The sequence below is a fragment of the Nocardioides sp. NPDC127503 genome (assembly GCF_040302165.1).
GTDB lineage: Bacteria > Actinomycetota > Actinomycetes > Propionibacteriales > Nocardioidaceae > Nocardioides.
In genome coordinates, this window is the sequence record NZ_JBEORH010000009.1 from 57,614 (window position 1) to 76,220 (window position 18,607).

The 18,607-nt window shown below is 69.9% G+C and carries 22 protein-coding genes and 3 tRNA genes; 17 read left to right on the top strand and 8 right to left on the bottom strand.

All coding sequences use genetic code 11. The features are described 5' to 3' along the window. Nucleotides 1-126: 126 nt before the first annotated feature. Nucleotides 127-1,311, bottom strand: a complete 1,185-nt coding sequence (locus ABTW65_RS19985) for a glycosyltransferase (protein WP_350663267.1) — start codon at nt 1,309-1,311, stop codon at nt 127-129. Between the two features lie 91 nt (nt 1,312-1,402). On the opposite strand from ABTW65_RS19985, the gene ABTW65_RS19990 reads away from it, so the two are divergent. The 11 genes from ABTW65_RS19990 (at nt 1,403) to ABTW65_RS20040 (ending at nt 8,467) form a co-directional block, all read left to right on the top strand. Then, nucleotides 1,403-2,434 carry a pirin family protein gene (locus tag ABTW65_RS19990; RefSeq protein WP_350663269.1) on the top strand — a complete coding sequence of 344 codons (1,032 nt, stop codon included), beginning with the start codon at nt 1,403-1,405 and terminating at the stop codon, nt 2,432-2,434. 32 nt (nt 2,435-2,466) lie between these two features. Next, entirely contained in the window at nt 2,467-3,399 is a 933-nt protein-coding gene (locus ABTW65_RS19995; protein WP_350663270.1) for an ROK family protein, read from the top strand. Continuing rightward, nucleotides 3,396-3,785, top strand: a complete 390-nt coding sequence (locus ABTW65_RS20000; RefSeq protein ID WP_350663272.1) for a CidA/LrgA family protein — start codon at nt 3,396-3,398, stop codon at nt 3,783-3,785. The genes ABTW65_RS19995 and ABTW65_RS20000 overlap by 4 nt, the downstream gene beginning before the upstream one ends. Continuing rightward, entirely contained in the window at nt 3,782-4,459 is a 678-nt protein-coding gene (locus ABTW65_RS20005) for an LrgB family protein (protein ID WP_350663274.1), read from the top strand. Before ABTW65_RS20000 ends, ABTW65_RS20005 begins: the two co-directional genes overlap by 4 nt. A 27-nt stretch (nt 4,460-4,486) precedes the next feature. Beyond that, nucleotides 4,487-5,917: an amidase gene (locus tag ABTW65_RS20010; protein WP_350663277.1), complete on the top strand. Its 1,431-nt coding sequence runs from the start codon at nt 4,487-4,489 to the stop codon at nt 5,915-5,917. A gap of 74 nt (nt 5,918-5,991) precedes the next feature. Then, a tRNA-Thr gene (locus ABTW65_RS20015) sits at nt 5,992-6,064 on the top strand. 68 nt (nt 6,065-6,132) lie between these two features. Beyond that, nucleotides 6,133-6,206: transfer RNA gene (locus tag ABTW65_RS20020), tRNA-Met, on the top strand. 46 nt (nt 6,207-6,252) lie between these two features. Continuing rightward, the gene (gene rpmG, locus ABTW65_RS20025) at nt 6,253-6,423 is read left to right on the top strand and encodes a 50S ribosomal protein L33 (protein ID WP_091042824.1); all 171 of its coding nucleotides are present in this window, start codon (nt 6,253-6,255) and stop codon (nt 6,421-6,423) included. Nucleotides 6,424-6,652: 229 nt separating this feature from the next. After that, entirely contained in the window at nt 6,653-7,060 is a 408-nt protein-coding gene (locus tag ABTW65_RS20030; protein ID WP_350663280.1) for an FAS1-like dehydratase domain-containing protein, read from the top strand. Beyond that, complete coding sequence (locus tag ABTW65_RS20035; RefSeq protein WP_350663282.1) at nt 7,060-7,458, top strand: MaoC/PaaZ C-terminal domain-containing protein; 399 nt, start codon at nt 7,060-7,062, stop codon at nt 7,456-7,458. Before ABTW65_RS20030 ends, ABTW65_RS20035 begins: the two co-directional genes overlap by 1 nt. Beyond that, entirely contained in the window at nt 7,451-8,467 is a 1,017-nt protein-coding gene (locus tag ABTW65_RS20040) for a UDP-N-acetylmuramate dehydrogenase (RefSeq protein ID WP_350663284.1), read from the top strand. Before ABTW65_RS20035 ends, ABTW65_RS20040 begins: the two co-directional genes overlap by 8 nt. Here the strand turns inward: ABTW65_RS20040 and ABTW65_RS20045 are convergent. Together ABTW65_RS20045 and ABTW65_RS20050 are read right to left on the bottom strand one after the other, a co-directional pair. Continuing rightward, complete coding sequence (locus ABTW65_RS20045; RefSeq protein WP_350663286.1) at nt 8,445-9,116, bottom strand: response regulator; 672 nt, start codon at nt 9,114-9,116, stop codon at nt 8,445-8,447. The two genes, ABTW65_RS20040 and ABTW65_RS20045, sit on opposite strands and share 23 nt — an antisense overlap. Continuing rightward, the gene (locus ABTW65_RS20050) at nt 9,113-10,222 is read right to left on the bottom strand and encodes a sensor histidine kinase (protein WP_350663288.1); all 1,110 of its coding nucleotides are present in this window, start codon (nt 10,220-10,222) and stop codon (nt 9,113-9,115) included. Before ABTW65_RS20050 ends, ABTW65_RS20045 begins: the two co-directional genes overlap by 4 nt. Nucleotides 10,223-10,394: 172 nt before the next feature. On the opposite strand from ABTW65_RS20050, the gene ABTW65_RS20055 reads away from it, so the two are divergent. Then, nucleotides 10,395-10,754 carry a DUF6223 family protein gene (locus tag ABTW65_RS20055; RefSeq protein WP_350663290.1) on the top strand — a complete coding sequence of 120 codons (360 nt, stop codon included), beginning with the start codon at nt 10,395-10,397 and terminating at the stop codon, nt 10,752-10,754. Here ABTW65_RS20055 and rlmC read toward each other — a convergent pair. The 5 genes from rlmC to ABTW65_RS20080 are packed head-to-tail and all read right to left on the bottom strand — an operon-like array spanning nt 10,751 to nt 15,294. Next, nucleotides 10,751-11,863: a 23S rRNA (uracil(747)-C(5))-methyltransferase RlmC gene (gene rlmC, locus ABTW65_RS20060; RefSeq protein WP_350663292.1), complete on the bottom strand. Its 1,113-nt coding sequence runs from the start codon at nt 11,861-11,863 to the stop codon at nt 10,751-10,753. The two genes, ABTW65_RS20055 and rlmC, sit on opposite strands and share 4 nt — an antisense overlap. Before the next feature lie 3 nt (nt 11,864-11,866). Further along, the gene (locus ABTW65_RS20065) at nt 11,867-12,268 is read right to left on the bottom strand and encodes a DUF4190 domain-containing protein (protein ID WP_350663294.1); all 402 of its coding nucleotides are present in this window, start codon (nt 12,266-12,268) and stop codon (nt 11,867-11,869) included. Between the two features lie 3 nt (nt 12,269-12,271). Next, nucleotides 12,272-12,949, bottom strand: a complete 678-nt coding sequence (locus ABTW65_RS20070; protein WP_350663296.1) for a DUF4190 domain-containing protein — start codon at nt 12,947-12,949, stop codon at nt 12,272-12,274. Between the two features lie 15 nt (nt 12,950-12,964). Then, entirely contained in the window at nt 12,965-14,014 is a 1,050-nt protein-coding gene (locus tag ABTW65_RS20075; RefSeq protein ID WP_350663299.1) for an adenosine deaminase, read from the bottom strand. Continuing rightward, entirely contained in the window at nt 14,011-15,294 is a 1,284-nt protein-coding gene (locus ABTW65_RS20080) for an aspartate aminotransferase type Ic (RefSeq protein ID WP_350663301.1), read from the bottom strand. The genes ABTW65_RS20075 and ABTW65_RS20080 overlap by 4 nt, the downstream gene beginning before the upstream one ends. A gap of 128 nt (nt 15,295-15,422) precedes the next feature. Here ABTW65_RS20080 and ABTW65_RS20085 point away from each other — a divergent pair. The 5 genes from ABTW65_RS20085 (at nt 15,423) to ABTW65_RS20105 (ending at nt 18,585) form a co-directional block, all read left to right on the top strand. Further along, nucleotides 15,423-15,495, top strand: a tRNA-Trp gene (locus tag ABTW65_RS20085). 16 nt (nt 15,496-15,511) lie between these two features. Then, nucleotides 15,512-15,787 (top strand): preprotein translocase subunit SecE, encoded by a 276-nt coding sequence (gene secE, locus ABTW65_RS20090; protein WP_350663303.1) that lies wholly within the window; start codon nt 15,512-15,514, stop codon nt 15,785-15,787. A 62-nt stretch (nt 15,788-15,849) separates the two neighbouring features. Continuing rightward, nucleotides 15,850-16,656, top strand: coding sequence for a transcription termination/antitermination protein NusG (nusG, locus tag ABTW65_RS20095; RefSeq protein WP_350663304.1), 807 nt, complete (start codon nt 15,850-15,852; stop codon nt 16,654-16,656). Nucleotides 16,657-16,918: 262 nt separating this feature from the next. Next, entirely contained in the window at nt 16,919-17,428 is a 510-nt protein-coding gene (locus ABTW65_RS20100; protein ID WP_350663306.1) for a SigE family RNA polymerase sigma factor, read from the top strand. Continuing rightward, on the top strand, nt 17,425-18,585 hold the full coding sequence (locus ABTW65_RS20105; RefSeq protein ID WP_350663309.1) for a beta propeller repeat protein: 1,161 nt from the start codon (nt 17,425-17,427) through the stop codon (nt 18,583-18,585). Before ABTW65_RS20100 ends, ABTW65_RS20105 begins: the two co-directional genes overlap by 4 nt. Nucleotides 18,586-18,607: the final 22 nt, after the last annotated feature.

The following is an 18,607-nucleotide window of genomic DNA, read 5'->3' on the forward strand; positions in this document are numbered from 1 at the left end:
CCTACGTCTTCGTGTTTGAACGTGGCCAAAGAAGCGGCCCCGGACGGATAACGACCACGGCAGAGTAACGTTATCCCCACAAAGAAAACGCGGCCCCGACACTCTGGCGACCTCGCTCGGCGAGGGTCACGCGTAGCGCCGAGCCCGACGGGCTGCCTGCCGCTGCCGCGAGCGCGCGAGGAGATAGGTCGGTGCGGTCTCCTGCGCGAGGCTCTCGTGAAGTTCCAGCATGTCCTCGATCGTGCGCGACCAGGGGAACTGCTCGGCCCGCTCGCGGGCCGCGTGGCGGGTGGCCACCACCGGTCGCTCGGCGACGTCGATGACCGCATCGGCCAGCGCTCCCGGATGTGCCGATGCCCAGGCTCCGCACCGGGGGTCGATGAGCTCGCGGGCGCCGCCGCGGTCGGCGGTCACCACCGGCGTACCGCTGGCGAGAGCCTCCAGGACGGCCAGCCCGAAGGTCTCGCGGGGGCAGACGGAGAGGGCCACGTCGGCCTCGGCCAGCGCCCGGGCGATCCGGTGGCGGTCGGAGACGTGCCCGTGGAAGACGACCGGCGCTCCGGCGGCGAGGGCCTCGATCTCGGCCCGGTGCGGCCCGTCGCCGTAGACGTCCATGCGTACGTCGAACCCGCGGCGATGCAGCTCGACGGCGGTGGCGACGGCGAGGTCAGGGGACTTCTCGCGGGAGAGGCGGCCGACGTGGATGAGCCTCAGGGTGTCGTCGCGGTGCCCGAGCGAGGGCTGGAAGAAGTCGAGGTCGACACCCAGCGGCACCTGAGCGATCGGGCAGCCGACGGTCCCGGCCAGCGGCTCGAACTCGTGCCGGGCGTAGTCGGAGGTCACCAGCACCTGGTCGAAGGAGCGCAACAGCATCCGGTTGAGCAGGGCGGTGGAGACCTTCGAGGTGGTGTCCATGCCGGTGTAGGTGGGCATGTACTCGTCGAGCCGCTCGTGGGAGAAGAGCACCGTCCCGATGCCCTGGCGCCGGGCCCAGCGGGAGACGGGCAGCATCGTGAACTTGTCGCTGACCTCGAGGCTCGTCGGGTTGAAGCGGGTCAGCACGTCGGTCACCCGCCACGGCTCGATGATCAGCCGGTAGCCGCCGCCCACGCGCGGCGCTCTCAGCTGCACCACCTCGCCGAGGTCGGTCGAGGTGACCGAGTCGTACGGGCCGGGGACGACCAGAAGCCGGTCGTGGCCCGCCTCGAGATAGCCACGGGCGAGGGCCTCCAGAGCCGTCTTCATCCCACCGGAGGTGGGGCCGACGAAGTTCGCGAGCTGAGCGATGAGCACGGCCACATCGTGTGGCATCGAGGTAGCCCACCGGCGACCTCGATGTGACGTCGGCATGGCGAGGCGGCGTATTGGTTCAGGGGCACTTCGACCGGAGTAGCGTTGGGGCATGACAAACCTGGACGCGCACCCCACCCCCGTCGAGTGTGTCGGTGGGACCGGGGACGAAGGCGTCGAGATCCAGATCATCACTCCGCGAGACGTCCCGCTGGGCGGTCCGCGAGCGATGAACGTACGCCGCACCCTGCCGGCTCGCGCCCGCTCGCTGATCGGCGCGTGGTGCTTCCTGGACCACTACGGTCCCGACGATGTCGTGGTCTCCGGCGGGATGGAGGTGCCGCCCCACCCGCACACCGGGCTGGCGACGGTCTCCTGGCTGTTCACCGGAGAGATCGAGCACCGCGACTCGGTCGGCACGGTGGCGATGGTGCGCCCCGGCGAGGTCAACCTGATGACCGCAGGACGAGGGATCTCCCACTCGGAGAACTCCACCGCCGAGACCACCGTCCTGCACGGAGCGCAGCTGTGGGTCGCGCTGCCGGACGAGTTCCGCGACGTCGAGCCGGCCTTCCAGAACCATGCGCCCACGCCGATCGAGCGCGACGGAGCGACCGTGCGGGTCTTCATGGGATCGCTCCTCGGCGTCACCTCGCCGGTGCGGACCCACTCCGAGATCCTCGGTGCCGAGATCCTGCTCGAGCCCGGCACCCGGCTCGAGATCCCGGTCGACGAGCGGTTCGAGCACGGCGTACTCGTGGACACCGGCGAGGTGTCGATGACCGGCCTGGGTGCGTCCGGCCCGGCCTCGGCCGACGTGGAGAAGGACTCGCTCGCCTACGCCCCTCCGGGCGCCACCACGCTGATCCTGCAGGCCGGTGAGGCCTGGACCCGGCTTCTCCTCCTCGGCGGTACGCCGTTCGGTGAGTCGATCATCATGTGGTGGAACTTCGTCGGGCGCACCCACGAGGAGGTCGTCGGCTACCGCGAGGAGTGGCAGAGCCAGGTCACCCGCGGCGGCGGCGAGTTGGTCGAGGACTCCCAGGACCTTGCCGAGGGCCGTTTCGGTGTGGTCGAGGGCAACCACCAGCCCCCGATCCCGGCACCCCCGCTTCCCAACGCCCGGCTCCGCTCGCGGTCTTAGGTCGCGTCAGTGCTCGTGCTTAGACTGCAGTCGTGAGTGACGAATCCTCAGACCCAGGGGTCGTGCTGGCTGTGGCGGTGGGCCGCAGCCGTAGCCAGGCGGCGGTCTTCGACCTCGCCGGGCGCGAGCTGGCCGGCGACACCCGTGACCACGAGGTCGGCATCTCCGCCGAGGTGCTGATGCCCGAGGTCGTCGAGCGGATGACCAAGATGGTGACCTCGATCGACCTGCCGGTGCTGGCGATAGGGATGAGCCTGCCCGGGGTGGTCAACCCCGATCTCGGGATGAGCATCGACACCCCGGCGATGGGCGGCTGGGACGGCGTCCAGCTGGCCCCCTACTTCACCGCGCTGACCGACGCGCCGCTGATCCTCGCCCACGACGCCCACGCCCTGGCGCGCTCGGAGCTCTTCAACTCCGACCATCCCGTACGCAACGCCCTGGTCGTCAAGGCCTCGACCGGTCTCGGCATGGGCATCATCGTCGACGGCAAGGTCGTCACCGGTGCCCTCGGGGCGGCCGGCGAGATCGGCCACACCCGCATCGACGCGGCCGGCGACCGGCCCTGCCGCTGTGGCTCGACCGGCTGCCTGGAGACGGTCGCGTCCGGCTGGGCGCTCGCCCAGCGGCTGACCGACTCCGGCGTCCCCGCCGGCCACGTACGCGACCTGGTGGCCGCCGCGCTCGCCGGCGACGCCGTCGCGCGCGGGCTGCTGCGCGAGGGCGGACGACAGCTCGGCGAGGTCGTCGCCACGGCCGTCAACCTGCTCAACCCGGAGGTCGTCGTCATCGGCGGCGACATGGCCGGTGCCTTCGATCTCTACACCGCCGGGGTGCGCGAGAGCGTCTACGCCCGCTCCAACCCGATCGCCACCCGCGAGCTCACCTTCATGGCCCAGCTCCACGGTGACTCCTCGGGACTGGTCGGCTGCGCCGCGATGGCGATCGAGTCTTTGACCCCGTGATCGGCGGCCTGCTCTGGCTGCTCGGATGCCAGCTGGCCGGAACCGCGATCGTCGAGCTGACCGGGATCCCGCTGCCCGGACCCGTCGTCGGGATGCTGCTGCTCTTCGTCGTCCTGGTCCTGCGGCGCCGTGACGGCGAGGACGACCCGGTCATCCAGGTCGGCGACTACTTCCTGTCCCACCTGCAGCTCTTCTTCATCCCGGCCGGTGTCGGTGTGATCGCCTACCTCGCGGTCATTCGCGACGCGGCGGTGCCGATCGTCGTCGCCCTGCTCGGCTCCTGGTTCCTCGGTCTGGCCACCGTCGGCTGGGTGCTCAGCCTGTTCCTGCGCCGCGTACCCGAGGTCGCGGGCACCGAAGGCGCGCCGGGGGAGGAGATCGAGTGAGCGTCATCCTGTGGCTGTTCGTGACGGTGGCGGCGTACGAGCTCGGGCGGTGGCTGCGCAAGAGGACCCATTCGCCGCTCGCCCAGCCGGTGGCGGTGGCGATCGTCATCGTCGGCACCCTGCTCGCGGTCAGCGGCACGACCTACGACGACTACGCCGACGCCACCACGCTGATCAGCTTTCTGCTCGGCCCGGCGACCGTGGCGCTGGCAATCCCGCTCTATCACCAGGTCGCTCGGCTCAAGGGGATGGTCGTGCCCGTCCTGGTCGCGCTGACCGCCGGCGCGGTCGTGTCGATGGTCAGCGGCATCCTGCTGGTGCGCTGGCTCGGTGGCGGCGACGTGCTGGAGCGGACGATGGCCACGAAGGCCGTCACCGCTCCGGTGACGATCGCGCTGGCCGAGCGGCTGGGCGGCTATCCGGAGCTGTCGGCGTGCTTCGCGATCGTGATCGGCACCTTCGCCGCGATGGTCGCCCCGCGGGTCCTCACCCTGCTCCGTATCCGAGACCCGCGAGCCCGCGGCATCGCCGTCGGCGCGGTCTCCCACGGCATCGGCACCGCCCGGATGCTCGAGGAGAGCCGGGTCGAGGGCGCCTTCTCCGGACTGGCGATGGGGCTCACCGCGGTTGTGACATGTCTCCTGGTTCCGCTGGTGGCGTACTTCCTCCTCTGAGCCTCCCCGCGGCCTAACGTTGGTCTCATGGTCCGTGTGCACGCCTTCACCGACGACGTACTCGGCACTCTCGACGCGGTCGGGGTCGCCGAGGCCCTGCGGCGCGGTGACTTCAGCACTCTCGAGGCGGTCGAGGCGTCCATCGCCCGGATCGAGGCGGTCGACGCCACGCTCGGCGCGATGGCCTACCGCACCTTCGACCGGGCCCGGATCCAGGCACGCGCTCCCCGGGCCGGCTTCTTCGCCGGCGTCCCCACCCTGATCAAGGACAACACCGACGTCGCCGGCGTGCCCACCAGGAACGGCACCGATTCGTACGTCATGCCGCCGGCCTCACGCAACGGCGAGATGACCAAGCTGCTCTTCAAGCTCGGACTGCTGTCGCTGGGGAAGACCCAGCTATCGGAGTTCGGGTTCTCGGGCACCGCCGAGCACGCTCGGCTCGGCGCGGTGCGCAACCCGTGGGACACCGGCCGGGTGGCCGGCGCGTCCTCGGCGGGTTCGGGTGCGCTGGTGGCCGCCGGGGCCGTACCGATCGCCCACGGCAACGACGGCGGCGGCTCGATCCGGATCCCGGCCGGAGCCTGCGGGCTGGTCGGGCTCAAGCCGACCCGTGACCGGCTGCCCCAGGACCCGCTCTACGGCCTGCTGCCGCTCAAGATCGTCACCGACGGTGTGCTGACCCGCTCGGTACGCGACACCGCGGCCTTCTTCCGGGAGGCGGAGAAGGCGCACCACACCTCGCTGCCGCCGATCGGGGACGTCACCGGCCCCGGGTCGAAGCGGCTGCGCTGCGCCGTCTTCACCGGCGCGCTCGGTCGCGACGCCAGCCCCGAGGTCGCCGAGCTGACGCTGAAGACCGCGGCCGTGCTGGAGGAGCTCGGACACACCGTCGAGGCGGTGCCGCCGCCGGTGCCCGAGACGTTCGCCGACGACTTCGTCCTCTACTGGGGGACGTTGGCGGTCGCCCTGGTCAACGCCGGCCCGCTCCGTGGCAAGACCTGGGACCGCAGCCGGCTCGACAACCTCACGGTCGGCCTGGCTCAGCACACGATCAAGAACGCCAAGTACGTCCCCGCCGCCATCGTCCGGCTGCGCAAGGCGCAGGCGATCGCGGAGGGGTTCCATGCGGCGTACGACGTCGTCCTGACGCCCACGGTCGCCCACGAGACCCCGGAGATCGGCCGGCTGGCGCCGAGCCAGATCTACGAGCTGGTCATGAAGGGGCTGATGGACTGGGTCGCGTTCACGCCGTGGCAGAACGTCACCGGCGGGCCGGCGGTGTCGCTGCCGGTTCAGCAGACCCTCGCCGGGCTTCCCCAGGGGATGATGTTCGGGGCGGCGCCGGGGCGGGAGCGAATGCTCCTCGAGCTGTCATACGAGCTCGAGGAGGCGATGGGTTTCGAGCGCATCTGGGAGCCCGATCGAGGTGCCGAGGACCCCGCTGACCTGCGATGATGCGGTGGGCGGAGGGAAGGGCCGTGTCGATTTGTTGAGCATGGCGCCCCTACCGTAATGTTCTCTCACGCAACGCCCCTTTAGCTCAGTCGGCAGAGCGTCTCCATGGTAAGGAGAAGGTCTACGGTTCGATTCCGTAAAGGGGCTCTGAGTCCATTAGGATTCTTGGGTTGAAGGTCCCGCAGTAGGAATACTGCGGGCCTGATTCCTGTTGAGGCGGGGTAGCTCAGGCGGTTAGAGCGCACGACTCATAATCGTGAGGTCGCGGGTTCGATCCCCGCCCCCGCTACCGCCAAAGACCGCATCACCTCGATCAGCACCGTAAGGAAACTCCTGTGGCCAGCAAGAGCAGCGACGTTCGCCCGAAGATCACCCTCGCTTGCACCGAGTGCAAGGAGCGGAACTACATCTCCAAGAAGAACCGTCGGAACGACCCCGACCGTATCGAGCTCAACAAGTACTGCCCGCGTTGCCGCAAGCACACCGCGCACCGCGAGACCCGCTGAATCCTCTCAGTAGAGCGCCACGCTGATCGGCGCTCCGAACGCCCCGCCCCCGCCACTGAATTCCAGATGGCCGGGAGGCGGGGCGTTCGTCATTTGCCGAGACGTCAGCCCCGTCGGCCGAGTAGTCGCTCCGGTCGGCCGAGTTGGCACTGGCCTGCCAACTCGGCCAGCGCGCCTGACGCTTCGGCCGACGTGGGTGACTTCTCGGCTGGCCACTAGAGTTGCCCGCATGGCAGTTGATGGGTCGCTCGTAGGGCGCGCGTTTCCTCCGACCAGGCCCTATCGGGTCACCGACGAGAAGGTGCGGGAGTTCGCTGCCGCTGCCGGTGTGAGTTGGGAGAGCGGGGACCCGGTTCCGGCGACGTTCCCGATCGTGCTCGCCTTCGACGCGATGAACGCCTTCCTGGACGACGTCCAGGTCGAGCTGTCGCGGATCGTGCACGGTGAGCAGAAGTTCTCGTACGACCGGCCGATCGCGCCGGGGGACGTGCTGGTCGCGACCCTGAGCGTCGCCTCGCTGCGACAGATCGGCGGCAACGACATCATCGGTACGGTCTCGGAGATCACCGACGACTCCGGGGCGGTCGTGTGCACCACCTCGGCCACCCTGGTCCACCGAGCGGCGGAGGTCGCGTGATGGCACTCGAAGCAGGCGCCGAGCTGGCCGCGAAGACCTACCCCGTGACCCGGGCGTCGCTGGTGCGCTACGCCGGTGCGAGCGGCGACTTCAACCCGATCCACTGGTCCGACCGGATCGCCACCGCCGTCGGCCTCCCCGGCGTGATCGCCCACGGCATGTTCACCATGGCTCTGGTCGCTCGCGCGGTCTCGGAGTGGACCGACGGCGCCGAGGTCGTCGACTTCGGCGCCAAGTTCACCAACCCGGTCGTCGTGCCCGATGACGACGAGGGCACCTCGGTGACCATCAGCGGCACCGTGAAGTCGGTCGAGGACGGGCTGGCGACGATCGCCCTGACCGTCCTCTCCGGCGACCAGAAGGTCCTCGGCATGCCGAAGGTCTCCGTACGTGTCTGAGCTTCTATCTCGCCACACCACCTTCCATCTCGGCGGCCCGGCGGCGGAGTTCGTCACCGCGACCACCGATGCCGAGATCATCGAGGCCGTGACCGCGGCCGATGCGGCCCGGAAGGACTTGCTCGTCCTCGGCGGCGGCAGCAACCTGGTCGTCGCCGACGCCGGCTTCCCCGGCACCGTCATCAAGCTGGCGACCACCGGTGTCGCGGCGGAGACGGTCGAGGGTGGCGTACGCGTCACGGTGGCTGCCGGCGAGACCTGGGACGACTTCGTGACGACCGCCGTCGACAAGGGCTGGAGCGGCGTCGAGGCGCTCTCCGGCATCCCCGGCAGCGTCGGCGCGACTCCCATCCAGAACGTCGGGGCGTACGGCCAGGACGTCTCCCAGACCATCACCTCGGTCAAGGTGTTCGACCGCGAGCTTCGCGAGGTGCAGAGCTTCACCGCCGAGGAGTGCGGGTTCGGCTACCGCTGGTCGCGGTTCAAGGCGGAGCTCGGCCGCTACGTGGTCCTCGAGGTCACCTTCCGGCTCGGCACCGACGGGGAGACCGGCTCCCCGATCGCGTACGCGCAGCTCGCCGGCGCCCTCGGTGTCGAGCAGGGCACCCGGGTGCCGTCCAAGCAGATCCGTGAGGCCGTCCTGTCCCTGCGCCGCAGCAAGGGCATGGTCATCGACGAGGCCGACCACGACACCTGGTCGGCGGGCTCCTTCTTCACCAACCCCGTGGTCGCCCCCGAGGACGTGCCCGAGGGCGCTCCGGCCTACCCGCAGCCCGACGGCACGGTGAAGACCTCCGCCGCCTGGCTCATCGACCACGCCGGGTTCAAGAAGGGCCACGGGAACCGATGCGTGTCCCTCTCCACGAAGCACACCCTCGCTCTCACCAACCGCGGCGAGGGCACGACCGAGGACCTGCTCGCCCTGGCGAGAGAGGTACGCGACGGGGTCGAGGCGGCGTACGGGATCGTGCTCGTCAACGAGCCCGTCATGCTCGGCGTGGCGCTCTAGGAGCGACCAACCCCGACTCGTACGCGACGACGACGAGCTGTGCGCGGTCGCGCGCGTGCAGCTTGGTCATCGCCCGGTTGATGTGGGTCTTGGCGGTCAGCACGCTGATCACCATGGCCTCGGCGACCTGGTCGTTGGTCATGCCGCGGGCGACCAGGGCGACCGCCTCGCGCTCCCGGTTGGTGAGCTCGGTGAGCCCGACGGGAGCGTCGGCAGGGGAGGGCTGGCTGACGTAGTGGTCGATCAGCGCGCGGGTGACCGACGGCGCGAGCAGGGCATCGCCTCGCGCCGCGACCCGCACCGCGTGCACGAAGTCCTCCGGCTGGACGTCCTTGACGAGGAACCCGGCAGCCCCGGCGCGCAGGGCTTCGAGGACGTACTCGTCCATGCCGTAGTTAGTAAGGATCACGACGTGTACGCCAGCCAGCGCCGGGTCGGCGGCGATCCGCCGGGTCGCCTCGAGACCGTCGGCCACAGGCATCTGGATGTCGACCATCGCCACGTCCGGCAGATGCTTGCGCGCGAGAGCGACCGCCTCGACGCCGTCGGCCGCCTCGGCGACCACCTCGATGTCGTCCTCGATGTCGAGGAGGGCCCGGAAGCCGCTGCGGATGAGTGGCTGGTCGTCGACCAGGAGCACCCGGATCACGACGTACGCTCCACCGGCAGCCGCGCCTCGACCATGAAACCGCCCTCCTCGCGGGGCTGTGCCCGCAGCTGACCTCCGAGGGCGGAGACCCGCTCCCGCATCCCGAGCAGCCCGATGCCCGGCACGGTCGTCGCCGGTGCGCCGGTGCCGTTGTCCTCGACCCGGATCCCGAGAGAGTCGGGCCGGTGGTCGATGTGGACCGACGCGGTGGTGGCCGCGGCGTGGCGGGTCACATTGGTCAACGCCTCCTGGACGATCCGGTAGGCCGTCCGGCCCACTGCGACCGGCACCGTGCCGGGCTGCCCGTCGACGGTCAGGGTGACGTCCAGGCCGGTGGACCCGGCGGATCCCACGAGGTCGCGTACGTCCTCGAGCCCCCGCGGCGGGTTCGGATCGTCGTCACGCAGCGCCGTCAGCGTCGCCCGCAGCTCGCGGGCCGCCTCGCGCCCGGCCTCCCGGATCGCCAGCAGCGACTCGGGGACCTCTTCGCCACGCCGTTGGGCCACGTGGACCGCGGCCTCGGACTGGACCTTGATGACCGAGATCTGGTGGGTGAGCGAGTCGTGCAGCTCGCGGGCGATGTGCAGACGCTCGTCGTCGGCCCGGCGCTGGGCCGCGGCCTCCCGGGTGCGCTCGGCCTCGTCGGCGCGCCGCTCGGCCTGCCGGAGCGCCTCGCCGGCGGCGCCCGCCGCGATCAGCCAGGCGATCTCCAGGGCTCCACGCGCCTGCTCGGAGGCGGCGCCGAGGTCACCCACGGAGGCGTACGCCACCAGGAACAGCCCGCTCTGCATCACCACAGCGGCCAGCACGGTGACCAGCCGGTGCCCCTCCCGCACCGCTGCGTAGACGGCGACCAGGAACGCGATCACCGCGACGTCGAACCCGAGCGCCTGGAAGGCCAGCCCGCACGCGCCGCAGGCGACCAGCACGACCACCGGCGCCCGGCGCCGGAGGACCAGGACCAGACCGCTCGCGACCAGCGCGGCGTAGCCGAGGAGCTCGTAGCCGGAGCCGGGTCGATCGCCGCTCAGCGCAGCAGCCAGCTGGGCCACGGCCACACCAGCGGCGATGACCCAGTCCCCGACCGTGATCCGCTGCCTGGCCATGCGAGCAGGATATGCCCGGCAACGCCGCCCGCGAGTCCCTCTGGCGTAGGACTTCCGGCTACCACGAACGCAGTAGCGACGGCCCCGAAGAGTCCACGCAGGCAGGACGACTCCAACGTGCGCCGGCAGGACGATCGAGTCATCAGATCGAACTCGAACCAAGGAGTCCCCAATGTCTCTCAATGACGTGCTCATCAGCGCCGCCGACCCTGACGTCGGCGCCTACACACTCACCACCGGCCGACTGTGGGCGACGCTCGCCGCGTTCGTCGGCCTGGCCGGAGCGGTGGCCGGCGCAGCGGCGCTGGCCCGTGCCGTACGCGGCATCGGCAACCGTGGCCGCAACGGCGCCGTCGTGGCGCTCGGCTGTGGCGCGATCGCCCTGGTCGTTGGCGTCGTCAACCTGTTCGTGGCCGACGGCGGACCCGGCACCGGCAACGGTGTGGTCGGCGGCGGCATGGCGATCGTCCTCGGCCTCGCCGGCCTCGTCCTCGGCGCTCTCGCGCTGAGGCGGGCTCGCCAAGCGGCCTAGCTCCGCTCGAGGAGGAGAAGAACCTCGTGGTGGTCGGTGTTCGGGAACATGTCGAGCAGTCGCGCCGACACCGGTCGCATCGAGGGCATGTCGCGCAGGTCGCGGGCGAGGGTGTCGACGTTGCACGAGGAGTAGACGACGTGCTCGACCCCCGACTGCTCCAGCCACCCGGCGAGCGAGGAGCCGATCCCGCGCCGCGGCGGGTTGACGATGACCAGGTCGGGCGCGGAGCCGGCGGAGAGGGCGTACGCCGCCGCATCCCCGGCCACCCAGCTGGTGCCCGGCAGCCCCAGCTCAGCGGCGGTCGAGGCGGCGGCTTCGATGGCCTGCTCGCTGGACTCGACGCCGAGCACCTCCCGCCCGAGGGCGGCGACGTGCAGCCCGAAGCCGCCGACGCCGCAGTAGAGGTCCCACACCGATCTCGGCGACGCCGCGGAGACCAGGTCGCGGGCGTGGCGGTAGAGCGCGGCCGCGACATCGGTGTTGGTCTGGAAGAACGAGTGGGGACGCAGCCGCAGGCCAATCCCGTTGACCTCCATCGTGAGCGCCTCGCGGGCGGTCAGGAAGATCTCCTCGGGGCCCTCGATGACGGCCTTGTGCTCCGGCTGGATGTTGACCGAGGCGACGCCGATCGGGAGGTCATCCAGCAGCGCCGGAAGGTGCTTGCGCAGCCGGGCCAGCGCCTCGGTGGACCGCAGTACCCAGCGGACCATCAGCTCCCCGCTGGGCGCCTCGGTGACGATCACGTGCTTGAGCTCGCCGCGCCGCTCCGGCACCGAGTAGGGGGTCAGCCGCGCGGTCGTGACGAACCGGGACAGGACGGGCAGCGCGGCCTGCAGCCCCGGGGTGTGCAGCCCGCAGGCGAGCAGGTCCACCCCGAGACCGTCGTGCGACAGGATCCCCAGCGTCGGCGCCTCCACCGAGCCGGCGACGACCATCTTCGCCTTGTTGCGGAAACCGGCCTCCGGGCTGGAGACCGGTTTCTCCCAACGTACGTCACCGAGAGCCGCGGCGACCCGCTCCTGCTTCTGCGCGAGCTGGTCGGCGTACGCCATCTCCAGCCAGCGGCAGGAGCGGCAGGCGCCGGAGGTGAAGTAGCCGCAGTCCATCCGTCAGATTCGGCTGCTCAGCATCGCGTTGATGCTGTCGAACGTCGTGCTGTCGGTCTCGTTGGAGGCGACAACGATCATCACGATGATGAAGATGATGTAGGCGATCCAGAAGAGCATGTAGAGCGCCCCGAAGATCGTCCCGATGAGGCCGGTGATGAAACCGGCCTGAGCGTTGCCGCGACCGCCGTAGGCAGCCGGGTTGGCGTCGATCTCGGCCATCACCCGCTTGCCCTTGACCCATCCGAACGGCGCGACGAAGACGCCGATCCCGCCGCACATGACCGAGAGGCAGAGCCCGACGATCCCGAGGACCATCGCCGAGTTGGCCTCGGGATGCGGAGGGGCCTGCGGGAAGCCGTAGGGCGCCGGTGCGGGCTGGTAGGGCGGTGGCGTGTCCGTCATCTCTCAGAACTCGCTGTCGTAGGTCTCGTAGCCGCTGTCGTAGCCCGACGGGTCGTCGAACCCGCCGCTGACTCCGATGATGATGACGACGACGATCAGAAGGATGCTCAGCGCCAGCAGGACGGTGCCGATGATGCCGAGGATGAAGCCCGCCTGCGCGTTGCCGCGGCCGGTCAGGGCACCGGCCGACGCGTCGATCCGCTTCTTGGCGGAGAGACCCATGAACAGCGCGAACGGCGAGAGGACGATGGGGAGACCACAGAGGAACGACCCCACCAGCCCGACGATGCCGAGGACCATCGCCGTGGTCGCCCCAGAGTCCGGGGTACCGACCGGACCGGCGTACGCAGCCGGAGCACCGTAGGGCGCCTGGCCGTAGCCCGGCTGACCACCGTAGTTCGGCTGACCGCCGTAGGCAGGCGGAGGTGTGCCGTAGCCCGCGGCCGGAGCCGGCGGAACCGGCGGCTTCTGGTCGAACGTCGCCCCGCCGTAGGGGTTCGACGGCTGCTCACCATAGGTCTGGCCGTACATCGGCTGGGTGGGCGCAGGCGGCGTCGACGCAGGCGGAGTCGCCACCTGGGTCGCGTCGGAGTCGGCCGGCTCGGACGGGGTCGGCGGAGGCGGGGTGGAGGCGTCGGCCGGCTTGTTGGGGTCGGACTGATCGTCGGACGGGTTCGTCATGGCCGACATTCTGTCTTAACTTGCCGGATCCGTGGGTTGCGAGGGCGTGTTGAGCCAATCGTCGATCTCGGCGAGCAGACCCTTCTTGGTCGACTCGGGTGCGGTCGAGGCGTTGATCGACATCCGCGCCAGGTCGGCGAGGGTCTCGTCGGACAGCTCGTGAGCGGCCCGCATGGTGGCGTACTGCGCCGCCAGCCGGGACCCGAACAGCAGCGGGTCGTCGGCCCCCAGCGCCACGGTCGCGCCCGCGTCGAGCAGCTGCGGAAGCGGCACCGAGGTCAGGTCGGAGTAGACCCCGAGCGACACGTTGGAGGTCGGGCAGACCTCCAGCGCGACGCCCGCCCGCACGATCTCCTCGAGCAGCGCCGGATCCTCCGCAGCGCGTACGCCGTGACCCAGCCGGGTCGCGTGCAGCGACCTCAGCACGGTGCGGATGTGCTCGGGCCCGCGCAGCTCACCGCCGTGCGGCATCAGCCGCAGGCCGGCCCGCTCGGCGATCTGGAAGGCGTGGTCGAACTCCTCGGTCCGCCCACGCCGCTCGTCGTTGGAGAGCCCGAAGCCGACCACACCCTGGTCGACGTACTGTCCGGCCAGGCGCGCCAGCGTGCGCGCGTCCATCGGGTGCCGGGTGCGGTTGGAGGCGATGATCACCGCGATCCCGAGCCCAGTCGCCCGCTCCGCGTCGCGGACGGCCGAGAGCACCAGGTCGGTGAAGGCCGTGATCCCGCCGAACTTCGCCGCATAGCCCGACGGGTCGACCTGGATCTCGAGCCACCTGCCGCCGTCGCGTACGTCGTCCTCGGCGACCTCCATGACGAGGCGCCGGATGTCCGCCTCGGTGCGCAGCACCGAGCGCGCCACGTCGTAGAGGCGCTGGAACCTGAACCAGCCCTTCTCGTCGGCCGCGCTCAGCGCCGGCGGCCACTCCGAGACCAGCTGGTCGGGCAGCCGGATCCCGTCGCGGGTGGCCAGCTCGAGCAGGGTCTCGTGGCGCATCGCACCCGTGAAGTGCAGGTGCAGATGCGCCTTCGGGAGCGTACGTAGGTCGCGTCGGTCCTCGGTCACGCGAGCAGCTTCTCCGCAGCGGCCAGCTTCACGCACACCGTGACGACCTCCATGGCACCGCTGACCTGCTCCAACGGCGGGAACGACGGCGCCAGCCGGATGTTGGTGTCCTCCGGGTCGACCTTGCCGGGGAACGCCGAGCCGGCCGGGGTCAGCGCGACGCCGGCACCCTTGGCCAGCTCGATCACCCGGGTCGCGGTGCCCGGGAGCACGTCGAGGCTGACGAAGTAGCCGCCGGCGGGCTTGGTCCAGGTCGCCACGCCGAGCGCACCGAGCTCAGCGGTGAGCGCATCCTCGACGGCCGCGAACCGCGGCGCGAGCAGCTCGCGGTGCTCGGCCATGTGCTCGCGTACGCCGGCCGCCGAGCCGAAGAACTCCGCGTGCCGCAGGTGGTTGACCTTGTCGGGGCCGATCGCGCCGTGGCCGAGGTGGTGGAGCCACCAGGCGACGTTCTCCTTCGACCCGCCGAAGAAGCCGACGCCCGCACCCGCATAGGTGACCTTGGAGGTCGAGGCGAAGACCAGCGGACGGTGGGGGTTGCCGGCCGCGTTGGCCAGCGAGACGACATCGGCGGTCTTGGTCTCGGCCGGAGTCAGGTGGTGCAGCGCGTAGGCGTTGTCCCAGAAGATCTTGAAGTCGGGGGCCGCGGTCGGCATCGAGGTGAGCCGCTCGGCGATCTCCTGGGAGGTGGTGTCACCGGTCGGGTTGGCGTAGGTCGGGACCAGCCACATGCCCTTGATCGTGGGGTCGTCCTTGACCAGGGCGGCGATGGCGCCGGCGTCGGGACCGTCGGCGTGCATCGGCACGGTCACCATCTCGATCCCGAACCACTCCAGGAGCGTGAAGTGACGGTCGTAGCCCGGCACCGGGCAGACGAACTTGACCGTCTCCTCCTGCCCCCACGGGCGCTCGCTGTCGACGGCACCGTGAAGCCACAGGTACATCAGCGTGTCGCGCATCATCGTGAGGCTCGAGTTGCCGCCGGCGATGAGCTGATCGGTGTCCAGGCCGAGCAGCTCGGCGTAGATCTCGCGGATCTCGATGCCGCCCGCCAGGCCGCCGTAGTTGCGGGTGTCGGTGCCGTCCGGGGCGGTCGTCGTCTTGGGGAGATGGAGCAGGCCGTCGGAGAGGTTGAGCTGGTCCGCGGAGGGCTTCCCCCGGGTCAGGTCCAGCTTCAGGCCCTTGGCCACCAAGTTGTCGTACGCCGTGCGCTGCTCCGTTGCGAACGCTTCGAGTTCCTCGCGCGAGAGCTCGGCGAGGGGACGGGGATCTGAGGTCATGCCCGCAATCCTATGGGTCATGAGGGCCCAGTTTGGAACGCGTTAACCCGAGTGCGTAGACTCACCGCTGGTGGTCTTCCCACATGGTCAGTTGCGCCCTCAACCGCGTCTCTGATGCAGACCTCCGTAGGGCACTAGCTCAACTGGCAGAGCATCGGTCTCCAAAACCGAAGGTTGGGGGTTCAAGTCCCTCGTGCCCTGCAAAGCCGGACCAGCGATGGAAACGTTTTCGAGAGAAGGTGGCGGCGTGACGGACAGCAAGGCAGTCCCGACTCCGAACGACAAGAAGACGGAGAAGCGCACCAGTCTCCCGACGTTCTACCGTCAGGTCGTGGCCGAGCTCCGCAAGGTCGTCTGGCCGACGCAGCAGCAGCTCACGACGTACTTCATCGTGGTCCTGGTCTTCGTCCTGGTCATGATGGCGATCACCGCGGGCCTTGACCTCGGGTTCGGCAAGTTGATGTTCTGGGTGTTCGGCGGCCGCGACGCGTGATCGCGTGGGCCCCGGCCCGCGGAACACACCCGATACACACAATCAACGGTTTGGAGCAGGACGTGTCTGAGCAGGACTACACCGAGGAGACCGAGGTCCTCGAGACGGCCGAGGCCGCCTCCGACGTGCCTGCAGAGGCCGAGTTCGACGAGGCTGACGAGTCCGGCGACGCCGGCGAGGCCGAGTCGTCCTTCGACGAGATCGTCGAGGGCGAGACCCCCGAGGCCGCTGACGACGACCCGCTCGAGGCGTTCCGCCGTGAGCTGTGGGCCAAGCCGGGCGACTGGTTCGTGATCCACACCTACTCCGGCATGGAGAATCGGGTGAAGTCCAACCTGGAGAACCGCATCGTCTCCCTCAACATGGAGGACTACATCCACGAGATCGTGGTCCCCACCGAAGAGGTCCCGGAGATCAAGAACGGCCAGCGCAAGATGGTCAAGCGCACCGTTCTCCCGGGTTACGTGCTGGTCCGGATGGACCTCACCGACGAGTCCTGGGCGGCCGTACGCCACACCCCGTCGGTCACCGGTTTCGTCGGTCACAGCCACCAGCCGGTGCCGCTGTCGATGACCGAGGTCGAGAACATGCTCGCCCCCGCCGTCGTCGCCCAGGCCGAGGCCGAGGCTGCCGCCGCCGGTGACGCCGCGTCCGCCAGCTCCGGCGCCACCGGCACCGCCAAGAAGCCCGTCGAGGTCGTCGACTTCGCCGAGGGCGACTCGGTCACCGTCGTCGACGGCCCCTTCGCCACCCTCCACGCGACCATCACCGAGCTCAACGCCGAGTCCCAGCGCGTCAAGGCGCTCGTCGAGATCTTCGGCCGCGAGACTCCCGTGGAGCTTTCGTTCAACCAGATCGAAAAGGTCTGAGCCTGCGACCCTGCGAGCGAAGCGAGCAGGGTCGCAACGCGAAGAGGTCGAGCGAGCGCAGCGGGTGAGCGAAGCGAACCCGCGAAGCGGGTCGAGACCCACCTGAGAAGCCTCAGTACGCCGAACGCCCGGGCACAACGCCCGGGCGTTCCGCGATTTCGCGACACATGCTCGCCCTCGCGATTCTCGCCTCGTACAACCATCGGCGTGGCTGGTGCGTCACCAAGTCATGGAGCGAAGTCATATACCCGGTGGGGGCGCGATGACCCGACCCCGGGCGTCCGGCGCGAGCGTGCGAGACGATGCAGCGTTCACCGAGTTCGTGACCGCCCGGCTGTCGCATCTGCTCAAGCTCGGGCGGGTCCTGGCCGGCGACGACCAGCGTGGGGCCGACCTAGTCCAGGACGCGCTGGAGCGAACCCTCTTGAACTGGTCGAAAGTGCATGACCCCGAGGCGTTCGTACGGCGCACCATGGCCAACCGCAGCGTGTCGGTGTGGCGCAAGCTGCACCGGGAACGGCCGCTCGCGGAGCTGCGCGAGCCGGTCGGCACCGATCGGCCGGCCGACCACGAGTTGCTGGCGGCGGTCAAACGGCTGCCACCGAGGCAGCGTGCCGTGATCGCGCTGCGCTACTACGAAGATCTCACGGAGGCACAGGTTGCGGAGGTGCTGGGCTGCTCGGTGGGCACGGTCAAGAGCCAGGCCCACCGGGCGATGACCACGCTCCGCGCGCAACAAGCCGCCTTCGCCGACCGGGAGGAAGAGCGATGACTCAGTTTGAAGACCAGGTCCGCCACGCGATCGACCGCGACATCGCCGCGGAACAGCCGGCTCAACAGATGCTGGCAAAGGTACGACGCGGGGCGCAGCGACGCCGGGTCCGCCGGACTGCGGGGGTGATCAGCGCGGCTGCCGTGCTGGTCGCCGGGGTCGCCGTCGGCGGCTCGCTGCTCAGCACTCGCGACGACTCCGCACCCGAACCGGCACCACCGGCCCCGTCACCGACGGAGTCCTCCTCGGCGACAGGCGACCCGGTGCGTCCGACGCACGCCCTCACCATCGAGGCCGCTCTGGACCGGGTGTTCGTGACGTCCAACGAGGAGGACTGTGGATGCAGCGTGTTGTGGCGATACGACGGTGAGACCTGGGAGCGGCTACACGATTTCACCGAGGAGTACGTCGAACGGCTCGCCATGGCACCCGACGGCCGGAGCGGCTGGGCCGCGGCGCCCGGCGGGAGAATCTGGACCACCGATGACGGCGGCGGGACCTGGGAGCAGGCCGTCATGAGGAGTGAGGACCCGGGCGACCACAGCTACCTGCTGGCCGCCACCGGCGACCCGGTGTGGCCGGTGTGGGCGGTCGATGCGACGACCGGCACGATGTGGCGGTTCGACGGCGACCGCTTCGAATCGGTGTCATACGACGAGATCGGCGCTGCCCAGGATCTGATCCAGGTCGGCGACGCGCTCGTTGTCACGCCGAAGGCCGAGGATGAGGGCAACGTGACCTCGGTGCCGCGGGTCACCCACGACGGCGGCCGGACTTGGTCCGAGCTGCCGTTCCCGTGCAGTGGCGAGACCCGACTGATCCCTGCCCGGACCGCGATCTTCTCGCTCTGCCAAGCAGGCGAGGCCGCTACGACCGTGTACCGATCGACCGACCTGATCACGTGGCAGGAGTTCGGCGGCTCGCAGGGTCACCTGAATGATCGGGTGGCCCTCACCGACGACGCGATCCTGCTGCGTGGCGAGCGCGAGACCCTGCTCACCGAGACCGGCGCACAGCAGATCGAAACCGGTCTCAGCAAGGATGCAACGGTCTGGGACGCCGCCCGGGTCGGAGACACGCTCTATCTCGCCCCAGGTGGGGACGTGCTGGCCTCCACCGACGGCGGCCGCACGTGGGAGCCGTCAGTTCAGCAGTAGCAGCCCGTGCCCAGGTCCTCGA